This is a genomic window from Novosphingobium sp. RL4, from assembly GCF_035658495.1.
GTDB lineage: Bacteria > Pseudomonadota > Alphaproteobacteria > Sphingomonadales > Sphingomonadaceae > Novosphingobium.
In genome coordinates this window covers 507,170-526,308 of sequence record NZ_CP141944.1, presented here as the reverse complement: position 1 = coordinate 526,308, position 19,139 = coordinate 507,170, and the positions used below count along the sequence as shown (strand labels likewise).

At 63.9% G+C, this 19,139-nt stretch carries 15 protein-coding genes; 11 read left to right on the top strand and 4 right to left on the bottom strand.

The features are described 5' to 3' along the window. The first annotated feature begins 56 nt into the window (after positions 1-56). The 5 genes from U9J33_RS02595 (at position 57) to U9J33_RS02575 (ending at position 10,025) form a co-directional block, all read left to right on the top strand. Complete coding sequence (locus U9J33_RS02595) at positions 57-1,298, top strand: TIGR04063 family PEP-CTERM/XrtA system glycosyltransferase (RefSeq protein WP_324697671.1); 1,242 nt, start codon at positions 57-59, stop codon at positions 1,296-1,298. After that, positions 1,222-3,207: a hypothetical protein gene (locus U9J33_RS02590; RefSeq protein WP_324697669.1), complete on the top strand. Its 1,986-nt coding sequence runs from the start codon at positions 1,222-1,224 to the stop codon at positions 3,205-3,207. The genes U9J33_RS02595 and U9J33_RS02590 overlap by 77 nt, the downstream gene beginning before the upstream one ends. A gap of 265 nt (positions 3,208-3,472) precedes the next feature. Then, positions 3,473-8,110 (top strand): glutamate synthase large subunit, encoded by a 4,638-nt coding sequence (gltB, locus tag U9J33_RS02585; RefSeq protein ID WP_324697667.1) that lies wholly within the window; start codon positions 3,473-3,475, stop codon positions 8,108-8,110. Positions 8,111-8,127: 17 nt separating this feature from the next. Then, complete coding sequence (locus tag U9J33_RS02580) at positions 8,128-9,561, top strand: glutamate synthase subunit beta (protein ID WP_054441086.1); 1,434 nt, start codon at positions 8,128-8,130, stop codon at positions 9,559-9,561. 155 nt (positions 9,562-9,716) lie between these two features. Further along, entirely contained in the window at positions 9,717-10,025 is a 309-nt protein-coding gene (locus tag U9J33_RS02575; protein WP_324697664.1) for an antibiotic biosynthesis monooxygenase family protein, read from the top strand. Between the two features lie 42 nt (positions 10,026-10,067). Here U9J33_RS02575 and ung read toward each other — a convergent pair whose 3' ends face one another. Next, positions 10,068-10,757, bottom strand: a complete 690-nt coding sequence (gene ung / locus U9J33_RS02570) for a uracil-DNA glycosylase (RefSeq protein WP_324697662.1) — start codon at positions 10,755-10,757, stop codon at positions 10,068-10,070. A 94-nt stretch (positions 10,758-10,851) separates the two neighbouring features. Here ung and U9J33_RS02565 point away from each other — a divergent pair, with 94 nt between their 5' ends. The 6 genes from U9J33_RS02565 (at position 10,852) to U9J33_RS02540 (ending at position 15,976) form a co-directional block, all read left to right on the top strand. After that, complete coding sequence (locus U9J33_RS02565) at positions 10,852-11,475, top strand: ribonuclease D (RefSeq protein ID WP_054441088.1); 624 nt, start codon at positions 10,852-10,854, stop codon at positions 11,473-11,475. An 18-nt stretch (positions 11,476-11,493) separates the two neighbouring features. Further along, a complete protein-coding gene (gene lptC, locus U9J33_RS02560) occupies positions 11,494-12,141 on the top strand; it encodes an LPS export ABC transporter periplasmic protein LptC (RefSeq protein WP_054441090.1) in 648 nt (215 codons plus the stop codon). Next, a complete protein-coding gene (locus U9J33_RS02555) occupies positions 12,138-12,644 on the top strand; it encodes an LptA/OstA family protein (RefSeq protein WP_054441093.1) in 507 nt (168 codons plus the stop codon). Before lptC ends, U9J33_RS02555 begins: the two co-directional genes overlap by 4 nt. Positions 12,645-12,746: 102 nt before the next feature. Continuing rightward, on the top strand, positions 12,747-13,007 hold the full coding sequence (locus U9J33_RS02550) for a hypothetical protein (RefSeq protein WP_324697657.1): 261 nt from the start codon (positions 12,747-12,749) through the stop codon (positions 13,005-13,007). A gap of 54 nt (positions 13,008-13,061) precedes the next feature. Then, complete coding sequence (locus tag U9J33_RS02545; protein WP_324697655.1) at positions 13,062-13,202, top strand: hypothetical protein; 141 nt, start codon at positions 13,062-13,064, stop codon at positions 13,200-13,202. 26 nt (positions 13,203-13,228) lie between these two features. After that, complete coding sequence (locus tag U9J33_RS02540; RefSeq protein WP_324697653.1) at positions 13,229-15,976, top strand: right-handed parallel beta-helix repeat-containing protein; 2,748 nt, start codon at positions 13,229-13,231, stop codon at positions 15,974-15,976. A 66-nt stretch (positions 15,977-16,042) separates the two neighbouring features. Here U9J33_RS02540 and U9J33_RS02535 read toward each other — a convergent pair whose 3' ends face one another. The 3 genes from U9J33_RS02535 to lptE all read right to left on the bottom strand — a co-directional run bounded on the left by U9J33_RS02535 (position 16,043) and on the right by lptE (position 19,111). After that, positions 16,043-17,443, bottom strand: coding sequence for a sugar transferase (locus tag U9J33_RS02535; protein WP_054441101.1), 1,401 nt, complete (start codon positions 17,441-17,443; stop codon positions 16,043-16,045). 147 nt (positions 17,444-17,590) lie between these two features. Beyond that, complete coding sequence (gene holA, locus U9J33_RS02530; protein WP_324697649.1) at positions 17,591-18,649, bottom strand: DNA polymerase III subunit delta; 1,059 nt, start codon at positions 18,647-18,649, stop codon at positions 17,591-17,593. Between the two features lie 24 nt (positions 18,650-18,673). After that, entirely contained in the window at positions 18,674-19,111 is a 438-nt protein-coding gene (lptE, locus tag U9J33_RS02525) for an LPS assembly lipoprotein LptE (RefSeq protein WP_165913267.1), read from the bottom strand. Positions 19,112-19,139 lie beyond the last annotated feature (28 nt).

The following is a 19,139-nucleotide window of genomic DNA, read 5'->3' as shown; positions in this document are numbered from 1 at the left end:
CCTAGCAGTACGGAGTTGACGCGGCGTTAAGCCTTGCAGGCATAGGAATTGCGACCATGACCCGTGTTCTCCACGTCCTCGACCATTCGCTGCCGATGCACAGCGGCTACACCTTCCGGACCCGCGCGATCCTCAAGGCACAGGAAGCGATGGGCTTCGAGGTGCGCGGCGTGACAGGCCTGCGCCATACAGCGACTGGCCCCGATGTCGAGGATGCGGACGGCCTCGTCTTCCACCGCACCCGCGGAAGTGCAAGCGGGCCCGCCGGGCTGCGCGAATGGCGCGAGATCGGGCTCTTCGCGCAGACCATCGAACAGGTGGTGCGCGAATGGCGCCCCGACGTGATCCACGCCCATTCCCCCTCGCTCTGCGGCGCCGCAGCGTCGCGCGTCGCGCGCCGGCACGGCATCCCGCTGGTCTATGAAATCCGCGCATTCTGGGAGGATGCGGCCGTCGGCAACGGTACCGGCGCCGAGGGTTCGCTGAAATACCGGCTGACCCGCGCCCTCGAAAACCGGGTCGTCGCCCGCGCCGATGCGATCGTGACGATCTGCGACGGCCTGCGCGCCGATCTCATCGCCCGGGGCGTTCCCACCGCGAAGATCACGAAAATGCCAAACGGCGTCGATCTGGAACTGTTCGGTACGCCGCCCGCGCGCGACAGGGCGCTGGCAAAGGAACTGGGCTTCGAAACCGATGGCCGCGCCTGTCCGGTGATCGGTTTCATCGGCAGTTTCTACGACTATGAGGGGCTGGACGACCTGATCGCCGCCATGCCGCTGCTACTGAAGAGACAACCCGACGCGCGGCTGCTCATGGTCGGCGGCGGCCCGCGCGAGGAGGCGCTGCGCGCTCAGGCGCTGGCCTCCCCGGCGGCGTCGGCAATCCGCTTCATCGGCCGGGTGCCTCACCATGAAGTCGATCGCTATTACGCCCTGGCCGACATCATGGCCTATCCGCGCAAGAAAAGCCGCCTCACGGACCTCGTCACCCCGCTCAAGCCGCTCGAGGCCATGGCACAGGGCAAGCTTGTCGCGGCCAGCGATGTCGGCGGGCACCGCGAACTGGTGGACCACGGCGTGACCGGAACCCTGTTCGCGCCTGACGATCCGGCTGCCTGCGCGGCCGCTCTTGCAGGGTTGCTCGCACACCGCGAATCGTGGGAAGCCTATCGCGAGGCCGGGCGCCGACATGTCCGGGAACGGCACGACTGGGCCGCCAATGCCCGTCGTTATCGAGACGTTTACCAAATGGTGGCACCTCTCGATGCTGAAAAAGGACTGGGAACCGCTGCCTGACAAGGCGGAATTCCGCAATTCCAACGTGAGAAACGGGGTACAATTCGTGGCGAAAGCAGAGAACAGGAAGCCCGCCGTGGCCCAGCCGATCAGCCGTCACCCCCTGTTTCCCGCGATCGTCGCCTTGTGGTTTGCCGCCCTCTTCGGCCTCGGGTCGATCATGGTGAGCCCGGCACTGCTGGAACGCATCGTCGGCGCAACCGGGCTGGGCAAGGTGCTCCCGATGGCCACGCCGCCGCTGGGCAACACCGCCCGCATCCTCTTCGCACTCGCCATGACCGGGCTCGGCGGACTTGTCGGCCTCGTGGCCGGCCGCCGGGTCGCCCAGACCACCGAGGCACAGCCCGCTCGCATGCCTTTCGCCGGCTTCGAGACGGCGGAAAGCGCGGAAGAGGCCGATCCCGCACCGCAGGCAAACCAGCCACGCCGCCGTCGCGCATTCGCGCTGGTGGCCGAGGAACAGCCCGCCGAAGCGCTCGAAACACGGCCCGAAGGCGAGGAAGCCCCCCAGATCCTCAACTTGTCGGAGCTCGACATCGACGGGATCGTGACCACGCAGCTTCCCGCTTCAACGGCTTCGGAGGCCCCCGCTTTCGAGGACGGACCCAGTTTCGCGCCGATCGCGGCAGCGCCGGACGCCGCTCCTGCATGGACGGTTCCCGGCCAGTTCCCGGCAGAAGAGACAGGTGAGAGCCGGGAAGAAAGCGACGATCGCTCCGAAGCTCCGTTCGGCCGCGTTCCCGAATGGCTTGAGCCTCGCCAGGAAATCCACAGCTTCTCACCGGCTGCATGGGCGCACGAAGACAAGACCGGGGCCGAGGCCGAAGACGGGCCGGAAACGGAACCCGCGCCTTCCACGCCGGCGCCGGAAGCGCTGAACAACCGGTTGTTCGAAGCCTATGCGAACAAGGTTTCCGAACCCGCCGAGGCGAGCACACCCGCTCCGGGATTCGCGGCTTCCGCCCCGCCGGCGGCCGAATCAGACGCGGCCGCAACCCTGCCCGAAGCGGACACGGAGAGCGCGCGGAATGCCGCGGAACGAATCGCGGCAGCCGAACTGGAAACACTGTCGCAGGTCGAACTGCTCGAACGCCTCGCCCTTGCGATGGAAGAACAGCGCCGCAAGCGCAGCGCCGTGACGCCCTCCTCGTCGGCGTTCGTCGGGCAGCCCGCGCCTCAACCGCTGTTCGCGCCCGATGCACCCGCAAGTTCGCCGGAACTCCCGACGGCAACCGAAGCCTCGGTCACGACGGCGAAAACCATCGCATTCCCTGCCCCGCCTTTCGCAGAACCGCCATTCACCGAAACCCTGCGCTCGCCTCTGCCGCGCCTTGCTTCGGTCGCCCCATTCGCATTGCCCGTGCATAAGGCGCCCGGTGAAAGCGAGGACGGACCTTCCGCAATTTCCCGCATCCCGGCGGCCCTGCGCCCGGTGGGGCTCGATTCGTTCGGAAATGACGACGATGCCCTGCCCGGCTACCTTCCGCCGCGCCATATCAGCCTCGCCGCCGCGCCGGTCTCCCTCGGCACCGCGCATGCCGTTGCAGTGGAAATCGGGCCTGACGCGTTCGAGGCCGGGGACGAAGAAGAGGAAGATGCCGGCCGATATGCCGAATTCGACGCTCTCTCGCAGGACTTCGCCTATGACGAGAAGCCCGAGGACGACGAGGAAGAGGCCGTGCTCGAACAGGGCTACTCGTCCCTGCTGAACCTTTCCCGTCAGGCCCCGCGGCAGAATTTCGTTCATTTCGATGCAAACATGCTTCCGGCGGATGCCGAAGAGAGCGGTATGACGCAGGCATCGCCCGATCGGCCGTTCGATCCGCCGGCCCGGCCGGATCCTACCGAAACCGAAAAGGCACTGCGCGCCGCACTCGCCACACTCCAGCGGATGAGCGGCGCCGCCTGACGCCCCGGCAAATCGACGTCACATCCCTGCAAAAACCCGGTCCGGCGCAACCGTTCCGGGTTTTTGCATAACAAAATTCCCTTTTTTACCGTGCACACGCACTAAATCCTGCGCGACCCCCTGCCTTCGCCATTGCAAAAACGTCTCGTAATCGTCATGGGGGCGCTTGGGACCCCATGACGCGTATCGGCGTCGCACGATTCGTGCGCGCCGAGGCGGAGCATGGAAGGCAACCCGACAAAAAATGACAGGATGGGTTTTATCGATGGGATTTCCTAAGCCCCAGGGCCTTTATGATGCGCGTAACGAACACGACTCCTGTGGTGTGGGCTTCGTAGCCCATATCAAAGGCCAGAAAACACATGCGATCATTACTCAGGCACTGGAAATCCTTAAAAACATTGACCACCGCGGTGCGGTGGGCGCCGACCCGCTGCTGGGTGACGGCGCAGGAATCCTGACCCAGCTTCCCGATACGCTGTTCCGCAGCTGGGCCGCCGCCACCGGCGTCGAACTGCCGCAGGCGGGCGACTATGCCGTCGCCATGTGCTTCCTCCCGCAGGACGAAGCCAGCCGCGACCTCATCACGCAGACCTTCGAGAAGTTCATCGCCAAGGAAGGCCAGCACCTGATCGGCTGGCGCGACGTGCCCGTCACGCTCGATGGCCTCGGCAAGACCGTCATCAACTCAATGCCGGTGATCCGCCAGTGCTTCGTCGGCCGCGGCGACAACTGCGCCGACCAGGACGCGTTCGAGCGCAAGATCCTGGCGATCCGCAAGCAGACGCAGAACCCGCTCGAAGCGATGGCGAAGAAGCATAACCTGCCCGGCCTGACCGAGCTGTACATGCCCAGCTTCTCCAGCCGCACGATCGTCTACAAGGGCCTGCTGCTGGCAACCCAGGTCGGCTCGTTCTACGACGATCTGCGCAATCCCGAGTTCGTCTCGGCGCTCGGCCTCGTGCACCAGCGCTTCTCGACCAACACCTTCCCGAGCTGGAAGCTGGCACACCCGTTCCGCTTCATGGCCCACAACGGCGAGATCAACACGGTTCGCGGCAACGTGAACTGGATGAACGCCCGCCGTCGCACCATGGAATCGGAGCTGCTCGGCGCCGACCTCGACAAGATGTGGCCGCTGATCCCGCATGGACAGTCGGACACCGCCTGCCTCGACAACGCTTTCGAGCTGCTGCTCGCGGGCGGCTATTCGCTCAGCCACGCGATGATGATGCTGATCCCGGAAGCATGGGCGGGCAATCCGCTGATGACGGCGGAACGGCGCGCGTTCTACGAGTATCACGCCGCCCTGATGGAGCCCTGGGACGGCCCGGCCGCCGTGGCCTTCACCGACGGCCGCCAGATCGGCGCCACGCTCGACCGTAACGGCCTGCGCCCCGCGCGCTTCCTCGTCACCGACGACGATATCTGCGTCATGGCGTCGGAATCCGGCGTGCTTCCGATCAAGGAAGACAACATCGTCCGCAAGTGGCGCCTCCAGCCCGGCAGGATGCTCCTGATCGACTTCGATCAGGGCCGCATCATCGAGGACGAGGAAATCAAGACCCAGCTTGCCGCCGCCGAGCCCTATGAAAAGTGGCTCGACCAGGCGCAGTACAAGCTGGCGGACCTCGACGTGATCGAGCCCGAGCTGGCCGAGCTGCCCGCGCCCACCGGCACCCTTCTCGATCGCCAGCAGGTGTTCGGCTATACCCAGGAAGACGTTACCCGCTTCCTGGAGCCGATGGCCGTCGCCGCCGACGATCCGCTCGGCTCGATGGGCACCGACACGCCGATCCCGGTGCTGTCGAACAAGGCCCGTCTGCTTTACGACTACTTCAAGCAGAACTTCGCGCAGGTCACCAACCCGCCGATCGACCCGATCCGCGAGGAACTGGTCATGAGCCTCGTCTCGATGATCGGCCCGCGCCCGAACCTGCTCGGCCATGACGCCGGCAGCCACAAGCGCCTCGAAGTCAGCCAGCCGATCCTGACCGACCTTGGCCTCGCCAAGATCCGCTCGGTGGAAGCCGCACTTGACGGCGCCTTCCGCACCGCCACCATCGACATGACCTGGGACGCCAAGAGCGGCGCCGCGGGCCTCGAAATGGCGATCAAGGAAATGTGCTGGGCCGCGACCGAAGCGGTGCTGGCGGACAAGAACATCCTCGTCCTGTCCGACCGCGCACAGGGCCCGGACCGCATCCCGATGCCGGCGCTGCTGGCAACCGCCGCCGTCCACCACCACCTCGTCCGCCAGGGCCTGCGCATGCAGACCGGCCTCGTCGTGGAAACCGGCGAAGCGCGTGAAGTCCACCACTTCTGCGCGCTGGCGGGCTTCGGCGCCGAAGCCATCAACCCCTACCTCGCCTTCGAGACCATCGAAGCCGTGCGCGTTCGCAAGAACCTGCCGGTAACGGCGGAGCAGGCGGCGAAGAACTACGTCTACGCCATCGGCAAGGGCATCCGTAAGGTCATGTCCAAGATGGGCATCTCGACCTACCAGTCGTATTGCGGCGCCCAGATCTTCGATGCTGTCGGCCTCTCGACCGCCTTCGTTGAGAAGTACTTCACCGGAACCGCGACCTCGATCGAGGGTGCCGGTCTCGCGGAGATCGCGCAGGAAGCCGTGCGCCGCCACGATGCGGCCTATGGCGATAATCCGATCTACGCGAACATGCTCGATGTCGGCGGCATCTACGGTTCGCGCGTGCGCGGCGAGGAACATGCCTGGACGTCCGAGAACATCGGCGCGCTCCAGCACGCCGTGCGCGGCAACATCCCCGCCAAGTACGAGGAATTCGCCCGCACCATCAACGACCAGTCGACCCGGATGCTGACCATCCGCGGATTGATGGAATTCGTGCCCGGTCAGGCGATCCACATCTCCGAAGTGGAACCTGCCAGCGAAATCGTGAAGCGCTTCGCCACCGGCGCGATGAGCTACGGTTCGATCTCCTGGGAGGCGCACACCACGCTGGCGCTGGCGATGAACCGCATCGGCGGCAAGTCGAACACCGGTGAAGGCGGCGAGGACCCCTCGCGCTTCACGCCCCTGCCCAATGGCGATACCATGCGTTCGTCGATCAAGCAGGTTGCTTCGGGCCGCTTCGGCGTGACCACCGAGTACCTCGTCAATGCCGACGACATCCAGATCAAGATGGCCCAGGGCGCCAAGCCCGGCGAAGGCGGCCAGTTGCCGGGCGACAAGGTCGACAAGACCATCGGCGCGACCCGTCACTCGACGCCGGGCGTCGGCCTGATCTCGCCGCCGCCGCACCACGACATCTACTCGATCGAAGACATTGCGCAGCTCATTCACGATCTCAAGAACGTGAACCCGACCAGCCGTGTCTCGGTCAAGCTGGTGTCGGAAGTCGGCGTGGGCACCGTTGCGGCAGGCGTTTCCAAGGCCCGCGCGGACCACATCACGATCTCGGGCTACGAAGGCGGCACCGGCGCTTCGCCGCTGACCTCGCTGACTCACGCGGGTTCGCCCTGGGAAATCGGCCTGGCCGAGACCCAGCAGACCCTGCTGCTCAACAACCTGCGCAGCCGCGTGGTGGTTCAGGCCGACGGCGGCCTGCGCACCGGCCGTGACGTTGCCGTTGCGGCGCTGCTTGGCGCGGAGGAGTTCGGCTTCGCCACTGCCCCGCTGATCGCCGCCGGCTGCATCATGATGCGCAAGTGCCACCTCAACACCTGCCCCGTCGGCGTCGCCACCCAGGACCCCGTCCTGCGGGCCCGCTTCACCGGCCAGCCCGAGCATGTGGTCAACTACTTCTTCTTCGTCGCCGAGGAACTGCGCGCGATCATGGCCGAACTCGGCTTCCGCACGATCGCGGAAATGGTCGGCCGCGTCGACAAGCTCGACATGAAGAAGGCAGTCCAGCACTGGAAGGCCAAGGGCGTCGATCTGTCCAAGGTGCTTTACCAGGCACCGCTGGGCGACAGCCCCTCGCTGGGCTGGAGCGAAGCGCAGGACCACGGCCTCGAAAACGCGCTGGACAATGCCCTGATCGCAGGTGCAGCCGATGCATTGGAAAACCGTCAGGCCGTTCGCATCGAAAAGAGCGTCATCAACGTCAACCGCACGGTCGGCGCGATGCTCTCGGGCGAGGTGGCCCGTCGCTACGGCCATGACGGCCTGCCCGACAATACCATCCACGTGAAGCTCACCGGCGTTGCCGGCCAGAGCTTCGCCGCCTGGCTTGCCCACGGCGTCACGCTCGACCTGACCGGCGATGCCAACGACTATGTCGGCAAGGGCCTGTCCGGCGGCCGCGTGATCGTGCGCCAGCCCGGCCATGTCGATCGCGATCCGACCAAGAACATCATCGTCGGCAATACCGTGCTGTACGGCGCGATTTCCGGCGAGGCGTTCTTCAACGGTGTCGGCGGCGAGCGTTTCGCGGTCCGCAACTCGGGCGCGATCGCGGTCGTCGAAGGCTGCGGCGATCACGGCTGCGAATACATGACCGGCGGTGTTGTTACCGTGCTGGGCAAGACCGGCCGCAACTTCGCGGCGGGCATGTCGGGCGGCATCGCCTACGTCTACGACGAGGACGGCGAGTTCGATAAGCTGGTGAACCCGGCGATGGTCGATCTCATCCGGATCTCGGCCGAAGCCGACGAGGAAGAGGGAACGGGCCGGCCGCAACAGCGCACCGTCTCGGTCCGCGACCTCGGCATGGGCGACATGCTGCGCCACGATGCGGAGCGCCTGCGCATCCTGCTCGAACGCCACCACCTGCACACCGGCTCGAAAAGAGCCCGCGCGCTGCTCGACGACTGGTCGAACACGCTGGGCAAGTTCGTCAAGGTGATGCCGCGCGACTACGCAAAGGCTCTGCGCCAGCAGGAGGCGGAACGCCTCGAAGCCGCTTCGGTCGCAGCAGAATAAGATCGGGAATTAGTAAGATGGGCAAGGAAACCGGCTTCCTCGAACTGGACCGCCAGGACCGCACTTATGGCGATGCCAAGGAGCGCCTCAAGAACTACAACGAGTTCGTAGTCCCGCTCGCGCCGCAGGCGCTGAAGGACCAGGCGTCACGCTGCATGAACTGCGGCGTGCCGCACTGCCATACCGGCTGTCCGGTCAACAATATCATCCCGGACTGGAACCACCTGGTTTACGAGGACGACTTCCGCAACGCGCTGGAAGTCCTCCACTCGACCAACAACTTCCCCGAGTTCACCGGTCGCATCTGCCCCGCTCCGTGCGAGGCGGCCTGCACGCTGAACATCGTGGACCAGCCTGTCACCATCAAGTCGATCGAATGCGCGATCGTCGACAAGGGCTGGCAGGAAGGCTGGATCACGCCGAAGCCTGCCGCGAAGAAGACCGGCAAGTCGGTGGCCGTCGTCGGCTCCGGGCCGGCAGGCATGGCCTGCGCACAGCAGCTCGCCCGCGCCGGCCACTCGGTCACCGTGTTCGAGAAGAGCGACCGCGTCGGTGGCCTGCTTCGCTACGGCATCCCCGACTTCAAGATGGAAAAGCACCTCATCAACCGTCGTCTCGTGCAGATGATGGCGGAAGGCGTGGAATTCCGGACATCCACCGAAGTCGGCGTGACGGTATCGGTCGCCTCGCTGAAGGAAAACTTCGACCTCGTGGTCTTCTCCGGCGGTGCCGAAGATCCCCGTCCGCTGAACATTCCGGGCTTCGAACTGCCCGGCGTACGCTTCGCGATGGAGTTCCTGACCCAGCAGAACAAGCGCAACGCGGGTGACGACGAATTGCGCGCCGCCCCGCGCGGCACGCTCTCGGCTACCGGCAAGCATGTCATCGTCATCGGCGGCGGCGACACCGGCTCCGACTGCGTAGGCACCTCGAACCGCCAGGGTGCGGCTTCGGTCACCCAGCTCGAAATCATGCCCAAGCCGCCGCTTCACGAAAACAAGGCGATGTCCTGGCCGAACTGGCCGCTCAAGCTGCGTACTTCGTCGAGCCACGAAGAAGGTGTCGAGCGTGACTGGGCCGTGCTGACCAAGCGCGTCATCGGCGACAACGACGTCCGCGCCCTCGAATGCGTCCGCGTCGAGTGGAAGGACGGCAAGATGCAGGAAGTCGAAGGCAGCGAGTTCACGCTCGAAGCCGACCTCATCCTGCTCGCCATGGGCTTCGTCGGTCCGCGCAAGGCCGGCATGCTCGACCAGTCGGGCGTCGAACTGGACGCACGCGGCAACGTCAAGGCCACCATGGCCGACTACCGCACCAGCGATCCGGCAATCTATGCCTGTGGCGACATGCGTCGCGGCCAGTCGCTGGTCGTCTGGGCCATCCGCGAAGGTCGCCAGTGCGCCCGCGCGGTGGACGAGGCGCTCATGGGCGTTTCCGAACTGCCGCGCTGACACGTTACACGTGGAACGAACAGGAAGGGCGTCCGGCAGCGGGCGCCCTTTTCGTTTGAACTGAGGATTCCGACGCGGCAGCGATTTCTGGCGCATCCGCGTTGACCTCGCGAACACGCTCGGGGAGTTTGGCGGGCGAATGGGAGAATGACCTGATGCTGCTGGAAATCGCCGAGATAGAAGTCCGCCCCGGCACGGAGGAAGCCTTTTCCGCCGCCATGCGCGAGGTCGGGCTGGAACAACTCTCCGCCTGCGAAGGCGTTGTTTCGATCCGTTTCGGCCGAGGTGTGGAAAACCCGTCGAAGTTCACGTTCAACGTCGTGTGGACCTCGATGGAAGCGCACGATTCCGCGCGCAAGCTCGACAGCTTCGGCCGCTTTCGCGCCGCCTTTGGCGATCTGGGCGTGGGCGGCACAATGAGCCATTACGTCATGGACGAAGCCATTCCAGGCCGGGCTGCCTGACCCCCTTCTCCCGAACGTGATCCGGGGCGCCAGGTGGCAAACCTACCAGTCGATCCGCCCACGTCCGTTCGCTTCGAGAAACGCATTCGCCTTGCTGAAATGCCGGCACCCGAAAAATCCCGCGTAGGCCGAGAGCGGGCTGGGATGCGGTGCCGTCAGCACCAGGTGATGGCTCGAAGCGAGCCCCGGCACCCGCATCGCCTTCTTCCTGGCGTGATTGCCCCAGAGCAGGAACACGCAAGGCTCCTCCTTGGCCGCAACCGCCGCGACGGCGGCATCGGTGATCGCTTCCCAGCCCTTGTTCTGGTGCGATCCTCCCCGCCCCTCTTCGACCGTCAGCGCATTGTTGAGCAGAAGTACGCCTTGCCGGGCCCAGTGTTCGAGGTTGCCGTGTCCCGGCGCGGCAATGCCGCAATCGGTGGCCAGTTCCTTGTACATGTTGACCAGCGACGGCGGGACCCGCACGCCATGGGCGACGGAAAAGGCCAGCCCATGTGCCTGCCCGGCGCCGTGGTAGGGATCCTGCCCCAGGATGACGACACGGACTTCGCCGAGCGGTGTCAGTTCCAGGGCGCTGAAACGACTTCCGCGCGGTGGGAAAATCCGTTTCCCTGCTGCTTCCTCGGCATTCAGCCATTCACCGAGCTGGCGCGATTCGGGGGAATCCAGCACGGGGCCGAGCGCAGATTGCCACGATGGCGGCACGCTCTGCATGGCTACTGAAGTTTCCATTCGCGCCATACTCCCGATTTGTCGGCGGTAACCGGCATCCCGGACCATCCGCCCATTGCCTAACGCAGGCCCAGTCCCTAAGCATTTCCGGACCATGGCTGTCTATCTCCACGAAGAAGATCTCCCCGAGGGCGTGCTTGCGCCGGGACCCGTCGCTGTCGACACTGAAACGATGGGTTTGATCACCCCGCGCGACCGCCTCTGCGTGGTCCAGATTTCCGACGGAAAAGGCGACGAGCATCTCGTCCGCTTTGCGCCCGGCAGCGACTTTGCCGCGCCGAACCTGAAGGCGGTGCTGGCCGATCCCTCGCGGTTGAAACTCTATCACTTCGCCCGCTTCGACCTCGCTGCGATCGAACATTACCTCGGCGTCACGGCCGCGCCGGTGTTCTGCACCAAGATCGCTAGCAAGCTGGTGCGCACGTACACCGATCGCCACGGTCTGAAAGACCTCGTGCGCGAGCTTCTGGGCAAGGAAGTATCGAAGCAGCAGCAGTCGAGCGACTGGGGTGCGGCTGAGCTCACCGATGCGCAGAAGGACTATGCCGCCTCGGACGTGCGCTATCTGCACGCCATGCATGAGATTCTGGTCGTGCGGCTTGCACGAGAGAACCGTACCGAAATCGCGCAGGCCTGCTTCGACTTCCTGCCCGCACGCGCCCGGCTCGACCTTGCCGGCTGGCCCAACCACGATATCTTCAGCCACGAAGCCGCCTGATCGGGAGCGCAACCAGCGATGTCGGTCGAAGCCAACCAGGTCCGTAACCGCCGCCGGCACTTCGCCGCGCCCGGCGGTTCGCACGATCGCATGGTGGCATTTCTGTCCAAGGCCCTGCCTGCGGGTATCGGCCTGGTTGCCGCCGTCATGATCCTGGTTCCGCTCTCCCCTCGCGGTGAGATCAGCTTCCTGCTGGACCGCAACAAGGTCGATACGACCGGGGAGCGGATCGCCGTGTCCAACGCCGCTTATCGAGGCCAGGACAATCTGGGCCGCGATTTCGTGGTGACCGCCGGCACCGCCGTCCAGCGATCGCCTGAAATTCCGATCGTCGAAATGCAGCAGCTCGTCGCCAAGATGAGCATGCGCGATGGCCCGGCAGATATCGTCGCGCCGCGCGGCGCCTACAATTTCGACAACGATACGATGGCGGTGGATGGCCCGGTGAACTTCAAGGCCGCCGATGGCTACACCATGACCACCAGCAAGGTCGACGTCGACATCAAGAACAAGACCGCGGTCGCTTCCGGCGGCGTTCAGGGCACCATGCCCTCCGGTCCTTTCAAGGCCGATGCCATGCACGCCGACCTCGAAAACCGCACCGTAACGCTTGAAGGCAATGCCCGGATGCGCATAACGCCCGGCAAGCTGAGGATACCCCAATGACGCCCCGCCCCCGCCTTCTTCGTATCGCCATTGCCGCGCCCGTGATCGGGCTTGCCCTGTTCGCCGCTGGCCAGCAGCTTGGTGCGCAGGGGATTTCCGGCCACAACTCCGATGCGCCCGTCGATTTCGGGGCCGATCGGATCGAGCTTCAGGACAAGCAGGGCCGCGTCGTGCTGACCGGAAATGTCGATATCACCCAGGCCGATCTGCGCCTGCGTGCGGCGCGAACCGTGATGGATTACACTGCGGGAAATCAGGTCCAGCGCATCACCGCCAGCGGTAACGTCGTCGTCACCCGCCAGGACCAGATCGCCACGGGCGATACCGCGATCTACGACTTCAACCAGCGCATCATCACGATGGTCGGCAATGCCACGCTCAAGCGCGGCAGCGGCGATACGCTTCGCGGCGGCCGGTTCGTGATGGATCTCAAGAGCGGGGTCTCTTCAGCCTCCGGCGGCCGTGTGCAGGGCACCTTCAATGTGCCCAAGAAGAAAAACTGACCGATTCTGGTAGTTTCCTGAAGGCGCACTGCCGAAAGAATTTTCCTACACCCCTCGTGATGCGTATCTGGATTCGGGCCTTCCTCATTGAAAGGAGCCCCGATGAGCAATCCCATAGCAGTTCCCGCAGGTTATGCCCCGGCTTTCGCGATCGGATTTTCCGACGAAGCCGGAGCTTTTGCGACGGTCCGTAACACCTCCCCCCTGCCTGTAAGCGTCGCTGCCGGCGACCCTCTCCTCGTACGGAATGTGGCGGCAGCGGCTGCCAATGCGCTGTCCGGCTCGACATCCCAGTCCATCGTTGCCGGGCCCTTCGTTCCCGCCCTGTCGCGCCCCGTAGTCCTAGCGCTCTCCGGCACGTGAAGCGGCACGGTCAGTCTGCGCCGATCAACGGACGCCGGCGCGACGCGCAACGCCGTGACCGTTGCCGGCACGCCGTGGGCGACGTTCTCCGCCAATGCCTGCGAACAGGTGTGGACCGAGGAAGAGAATGGAGTCGCGCTTTATCTCGACATAACCCTCGCCTCGGGCACCCTCGTCTATCGCCTCGCACAGTAACCACGGCACGATCAGGAGATCTCATCATGAGCATGGACGTCGTCGCTCGCGGACTGGCCGCAAGGATCGGAAAAACGACCCAGCGCATATCGCTCGACCGCAACGAACTGGCCAGCCTGTCCGAGCGTCAGCGCGCCTATCTGGCCGAAGGAGGACGGGAGGGCAGCTTCACCTGGCGTAATGGGGACATGTCCGCAAAGGTGCAGGCAGACCCTAATCGCGGTATCTACGTGCCTCCCGGCGAAACGCCGAGTGGAGCGCTGGGGGCTTGGGAACGCACGCCCGGCCCCGTGGCCATGATCGAATGGTTCGGCTGCCGGGGGGACGGCGTGACCGACAATTCGGCACTGCTGCAGCAAGCCGTAGATACCATGCACGCACTTTATCCCGAGGGCTTCACGCTCACGGCCGAGAAGGGCCGCAAGTTCAGGCTCGTGAAGGCGATCGCGCTCACTCCGAAGTGCACGATCTCGGGCATCCATCTGGTTAACGCAGGCGATGCCAACTTCTTCAACGTCAACCAGAATGTCAGCGCGGCAGAAGCGTTCAGTTCTTTCTACGAACACATCCGCATCGAAAACTGCGCATTCGAGGGCGACGTTTCCAATGTCGGCATTGCGTTGTTCGCGGCCAATATCCGTTTCCTCTGGTTCGTCGGAAACCGGCTGGTGAACACGGGCGGGGTATCCATTACCCACGGTGCCGACATTCGCGGCCTATACAAGTCGGCAAACGGCGTGGCCGGCGACGAAGGTGTCGGCGTCGATCCCGCCGTGACGGCAGGCTTCTCGTCCGGGCCGGATTTCGGCGACCTTTCCTCGAACATCGTCATCGCCAACAATTACGGCGATAGCGGCCGGTACAACGCGTCGCTCGTACGGCTTGAATTCGTCAAGGACGTGGCGATTACCGGCAACGTATTTCGAGGCGGCAAGGTCTCATGGTGGGGCGGCGGTGCACCGAGTGCGGAAGGTGGTGAAGTCTGGATGGCGCGTCGGGTGCGCAACGTCCAGATTACAGGCAACTACCTGTGCCGAACGAACGGCGCCATCTACGGCAACAACGGCGACGGCATGACCATCACCGGCAATGTCGTGGAAGATGTGCTCGATACAGCTCTGGACCTGGAGGGCTGCTTCAACTGCACCGTAACGGGCAACTTCGTCCGCAATGCGGGCAATTTCTGCACTTCCATCTTCTACGCCTCGCTCAACAACGTCTTCGCAAACAACGTCCTGATCCAAACCAAACGGGCGAAGAACATCGCCGCAATCTTCAACCAGACCGGATACATGAGCAGCGTGACCGTCGCTTCCAGCGCCGGCACCGATGGCCGGGTTCGATTGGTGACGGCAGCCAGCCATGGCTTCGGTAGCGATCAGCTTGTCAACATCCGAACCAAGAGCGGCGCTGTGGGAACGGCGCTGACACAAGCCTATTACGGCATCGTCGTCATCGATGAAGTCACTGTCGAACTGGTCGGGACCGAGGGTATCGGTAGCCTCGAAGGAACCGTCAGTTCCATTCGCTATCAACGCGGCAACACCTTCTTCGACACCAAGCTTGCCGGCTTCGACACCTTGGACGATGCGGACCGCGTTCTATGGACGGGAAATACCTGCATCTACGAAGGCGATCATGACCTCGGCTGGATCAAGGGCGACACCGCGATGCGATCGATGGTCGTGTCGAACAATGTCCTGCGCAACGTGGGCATCCTCGATGCCAGCATCGGCAACAAGTCCATCGTTCAGGGCAACCTGCTGGAGTTCGACTCCGCACCGCTCGCAACTTCCGCAGCCAAGCGCCTGATCCAGTCGACCGGGCGGATCATCGACAATACCCTGAAGACTTTGCCGGGTTGCTCGCTCCCGGCCGGATCGGTCGGCATCGCTTCCTATTGCTACGCCAATTCGGGAGCATGGTCGGAGCTTCGGGGCAACCGTGTGGAAGATCTGGCCTCCGCGATCACCTATCACCTCGGCTACGAATACCAGAACGGTTCCAACTACAGTAACGTCATGGTGGCGGACAACGTCTTCGACACGATCACGGATCTCACGCCCAGCAAGGGGCGCGTCCGCGTCTTCTATAGTGGCAATCGCAGCACGGGGATCACCCAGTCGCTCCCGATTCCGGCAACATCATCCATCGGCTCCCTGGGGGGCATATGCCGGGGGACCCGGCTTGAATCGGGCGCCACAATGGCTTTGGGCGGCGTGATCGCCCGGGTCGCGCTTGACCATGGCTGGGATACCAACCTCGCTTGGGCGGGCACCACGGCTTATGTGATCGGGGATATCCGCTATGTCGGAACCAGCGTCTATCGCTGCACGATCGCCGGCACTTCTGCAACCGGCAGCGGTCCCAGCGGCACGGGCACGGCCATAACAGACGGAACCGCGACCTGGACCTACATCGCTCCGCTGGTAACTTGGGCCCCGATCGCCACATGTTCTCCCGACGTGGCCAGCAGCGCGGCATCGGGAACCATCACGCCCGATCTTTCGGCTGCATCGAGCTTCATTCGCACAGCCCTGACCGCAGCCCTGACCATCAATGCCCCGACCGGCTCGCCATTCGACGGGCAAGTGATCCGGTTCCGTCTCAAGGATAACGGGACTACCCGCGCTGTCGCCTGGAACGCCATCTATCGTGCCATCGGTGCGGCTCTTCCCATCGCGACGACTGCCGGAAAGACGACTTACGCGACGGCCATCTATAATGGCGCCGACCTAAAATGGGATGTCACCGCGGTGCAGACCGAAGCCTGAGCGGAAAAGGAGGTGCTCGAAACGCTTCGGGCACCTCCGAAAGCCGGAACCGAAGGCTGGCAGCAATCAGAATGCGCGATCGTGCACCAGAACACGAAGGGTAAGGAACATGATCTGCAAGTCGCGCATGATGGTCCAGCCTTCGAGATATTCGAGATCGGACTGAAGGCGATTCACCAGATCGGATTCGTGATCGGTGGCCCCGCGGTAGCCGCGAATTTGCGCCAGCCCGCTCAGGCCGGGCTTCAGGCTGTGACGCTGCCAGTACCGCAGGTCGATTTCCCAGAACAGCTTCTCACCCGCCAGCGAACCCGTGGCATGCGGTCGGGGCCCGACAAGACTCATGTCGCCCAACAGAACGTTGAACAACTGGGGCAGTTCGTCGATGCTGGTCTTGCGGATGAAGCGACCAACTGCGGTAATCCGCTGGTCCTGCTTCGATGCCGAGACACTGCCGTCGCTGTCGCACAAGGTCTGCGTCATGCTGCGGAACTTGTACATATTGAAGAACCGGTTGCCGCGGCCCATCCGGCGCTGGACGAAGAACACCGGTCCTCCATCCTGAAGCTTAACCGCGATCGCCACGACCAGCAGCAAGGGCGACAAGGCGAGGATCGCCGCGCCCGAGAAGGCTACGTCGAAGATCCGCTTGATCGCGCGCTCCCGCAGTCCCAGCGGTCCTGCCGAAACCAGCAGCAGACCATGTTTTCCAGCGACGCGGGCGCCCTGGGCACCGAGGCGTACCACTTCATCGTCCAGCACTTCGCCGTCGACATTCGCCCCCTTGAGGATCATCGCCCATTCCATGCGCCGGTCCGCAGGGCAGCTGACGATAACCCTGTCGATGTTGCGAAGCACCAGGCCGACACGGTCGAGCGAATGCGGGTCCTTGAGATTGGGACGAATCCCCATGGCGGCAGCGGATACCCGAATGGTGCCGGGAATCCGCAATTGCGGACCGCCATCGTCGATCACCAGTTCGTTGATGACGTTGGTACCGCAGCGCCATGTCACGAAACTGCGCAGTTGCAGACGCGTCCAGGCGATCAGCGCCATCGCGCAGATGACGCCGCTGCTGAAGGCTCCGCGAGAGAGTTCTGCCGAGGATTTCATCAGGAACTGCACGAACACGACCACGACAACCGCCACGACCATCGACATTTCCGCACGGAAAATGCCGCGCCAGCCATCGCGCAGTGCGTCGGTGGAATAAGCGGCATTGTATAACGCCAGGGTCAGGAAGATGGGGAGCAGTACCTGGCCATAGACGAGCGACATCTGCGCGCCCTGGTCAGTGTCATACAGCAGACCGGCGACGGCAAAGCCTGTGATAAGCGCAACGATATCGCCCAGAAGCAGGGCGACGTAGCATTGCAGACGTCGACGCTCCAGCGAAGGCGCAACAAGGAGTTCGTCAGCCTCGGAACGCTGTATCGCTTCAGGCGAAATGGCGAATGGTGCATTCATTCGTTCAACGCTCCTGATTGCCGAACTCACGCCCATAGGCTCCCTGTCCAGTACCTGTCGCGATGCCAGGGGCATAATGCCCGATGTTGCAGCGCAATAGGTATTTGCCCTTATGAACACCACCACGTGTGTGGAAAGTAAATTCAGTTAAGCTGTTCTATTTATCCGGTGTTTAACATCCAAACACGCAATTCGTGCGATTTCGACCAATCCTTCCGACAAGAACAGCTCTGCGTCCTGGCTGTTCCCAAGCAGCGATTGGTGCAACGCAATAAGTCGGGCAACGAGCCTTTCCAGCCGATTCCCCCGCCAAATCCTGAGTTGAGCGCCAAGGGCCGCCTTGTCTTTCCAGAAAATCCGGCGGGCAGCGGTCTCCGAATCGATCAGCCCCGCTACATCGCCACTGCGCCCGAGTCGCGCGTTGAGCGCGGCCAACTGCGCTGTCCTGCGCTCAAAGGCCAGGAGCAGGCCCACGGGATTGATCCCCTGGTCCCGCATTCTCTTGAGTTCCGGACCAATCGCCTCACGTCGCCCACCCAGCACGGCATCGACCAGGGGTCCGAAGTCATCGTCCTCCGTAGAGGCTCCAACCGCATCGAGGTCGGCTGCCGTCACCGGTCGCGGCGTTTCCGGGCCTGCGTCGAGATAGAGCGCCAGCTTCGTCACTTCGGAGCGGGCAAGGCGAGTATCCAGACCCGATGCGCGCGCAATCCTTTCCGCAAGGTCGCTGCCCATCTTGAGCCCGGCCCCGTTGGCCATGGTCCGTACCGCGCTTGTCGCAGCGCCGAGATCGGGCGGATAGAACATGGCCACCAGCCCATCCGGCCTTGCCGCAAGCAGCTTGGCCGTTCGCGACTTGTCGGTCGCCCCGGTCGCAACGATCAGCACCGGACAGGCATCGACCTCGTTCTCGATCAAGATCTGTACGGCATCATGCGCCTCGTCGCCTTGCGCACGCACCCAGATGTGGCGCGAAGTACCTCCGAACAGCGAATTTGAACGCGCCTCGTCGCCGAGCCTTACCGGGTCCTTGCGAAGATCGGAGCCCGCCATCTCGACACGCTCGCCAGGATCGGGGAGGAGCGAGACGATCCGGGCGGCAGCGTCGCTTGCCCCGGCCTCATCCGGTCCGCAAAAGAAGAAGACCCGCGCCTGCTGAGCAGCGCGGGTCGCAAGACCACCGAAATCCTTCTGGGTCGCCTTCATCTTTCCGCAGCCCGCATTGCCGGATTACTGCTTCGTATCGCCGCGCAAGCGCAGCGCGACGGTCGTGACGATACGGCTTGCAACATCCTTCGACATGTTTTCGAGCGCGGTCTGCTCGGCCGCGATCGTTGCATAGTCCGAAGAAACCACGTCGATCCCCGCATCCGAACCTGCCGTGGCGTCCAGCACGATCTCGTTGCTGGACAGGTCAACAAGCTGGTAGCGCGCGCGCAGGGTGCGCCGTTCACGGCCGATAGTGTCGTCCGAGAGAAGGGCGAAGCCTTCAAGCTTATCGTCAAGACGCACGTCGAGGCGATAGCGCGGTGAGGCGTCCGACTTGTCGGAGCCAAGCTGATCGACCAGCGCATTGCGCACCAGCCAACCTGCACGCCCCTCGATCGCGGCGACCTGTACGCCTGTGAGACCCCGCGCCACCGCACCGCTGCCCCCGCCCGAATACATCGGCTGGAGGCCACAGCCGGTCAGCGTC

Excerpts from the sequence above, each read along its gene's own strand:
- U9J33_RS02595 (WP_324697671.1), top strand. The coding sequence starts at position 57 with ATGACCCGTGTTCTCCACGTCCTCGACCATTCGCTGCCGATGCACAGC.
- U9J33_RS02590 (WP_324697669.1), top strand. The coding sequence starts at position 1,222 with ATGCCCGTCGTTATCGAGACGTTTACCAAATGGTGGCACCTCTCGATG.
- gltB (WP_324697667.1), top strand. The coding sequence starts at position 3,473 with ATGGGATTTCCTAAGCCCCAGGGCCTTTATGATGCGCGTAACGAACAC.
- U9J33_RS02580 (WP_054441086.1), top strand. The coding sequence starts at position 8,128 with ATGGGCAAGGAAACCGGCTTCCTCGAACTGGACCGCCAGGACCGCACT.
- U9J33_RS02575 (WP_324697664.1), top strand. The coding sequence starts at position 9,717 with ATGCTGCTGGAAATCGCCGAGATAGAAGTCCGCCCCGGCACGGAGGAA.
- ung (WP_324697662.1), bottom strand. The coding sequence starts at position 10,757 with ATGGAAACTTCAGTAGCCATGCAGAGCGTGCCGCCATCGTGGCAATCT.
- U9J33_RS02565 (WP_054441088.1), top strand. The coding sequence starts at position 10,852 with ATGGCTGTCTATCTCCACGAAGAAGATCTCCCCGAGGGCGTGCTTGCG.
- lptC (WP_054441090.1), top strand. The coding sequence starts at position 11,494 with ATGTCGGTCGAAGCCAACCAGGTCCGTAACCGCCGCCGGCACTTCGCC.
- U9J33_RS02555 (WP_054441093.1), top strand. The coding sequence starts at position 12,138 with ATGACGCCCCGCCCCCGCCTTCTTCGTATCGCCATTGCCGCGCCCGTG.
- U9J33_RS02550 (WP_324697657.1), top strand. The coding sequence starts at position 12,747 with ATGAGCAATCCCATAGCAGTTCCCGCAGGTTATGCCCCGGCTTTCGCG.
- U9J33_RS02540 (WP_324697653.1), top strand. The coding sequence starts at position 13,229 with ATGAGCATGGACGTCGTCGCTCGCGGACTGGCCGCAAGGATCGGAAAA.
- U9J33_RS02535 (WP_054441101.1), bottom strand. The coding sequence starts at position 17,443 with ATGAATGCACCATTCGCCATTTCGCCTGAAGCGATACAGCGTTCCGAG.
- holA (WP_324697649.1), bottom strand. The coding sequence starts at position 18,649 with ATGAAGGCGACCCAGAAGGATTTCGGTGGTCTTGCGACCCGCGCTGCT.
- lptE (WP_165913267.1), bottom strand. The coding sequence starts at position 19,111 with ATGTATTCGGGCGGGGGCAGCGGTGCGGTGGCGCGGGGTCTCACAGGC.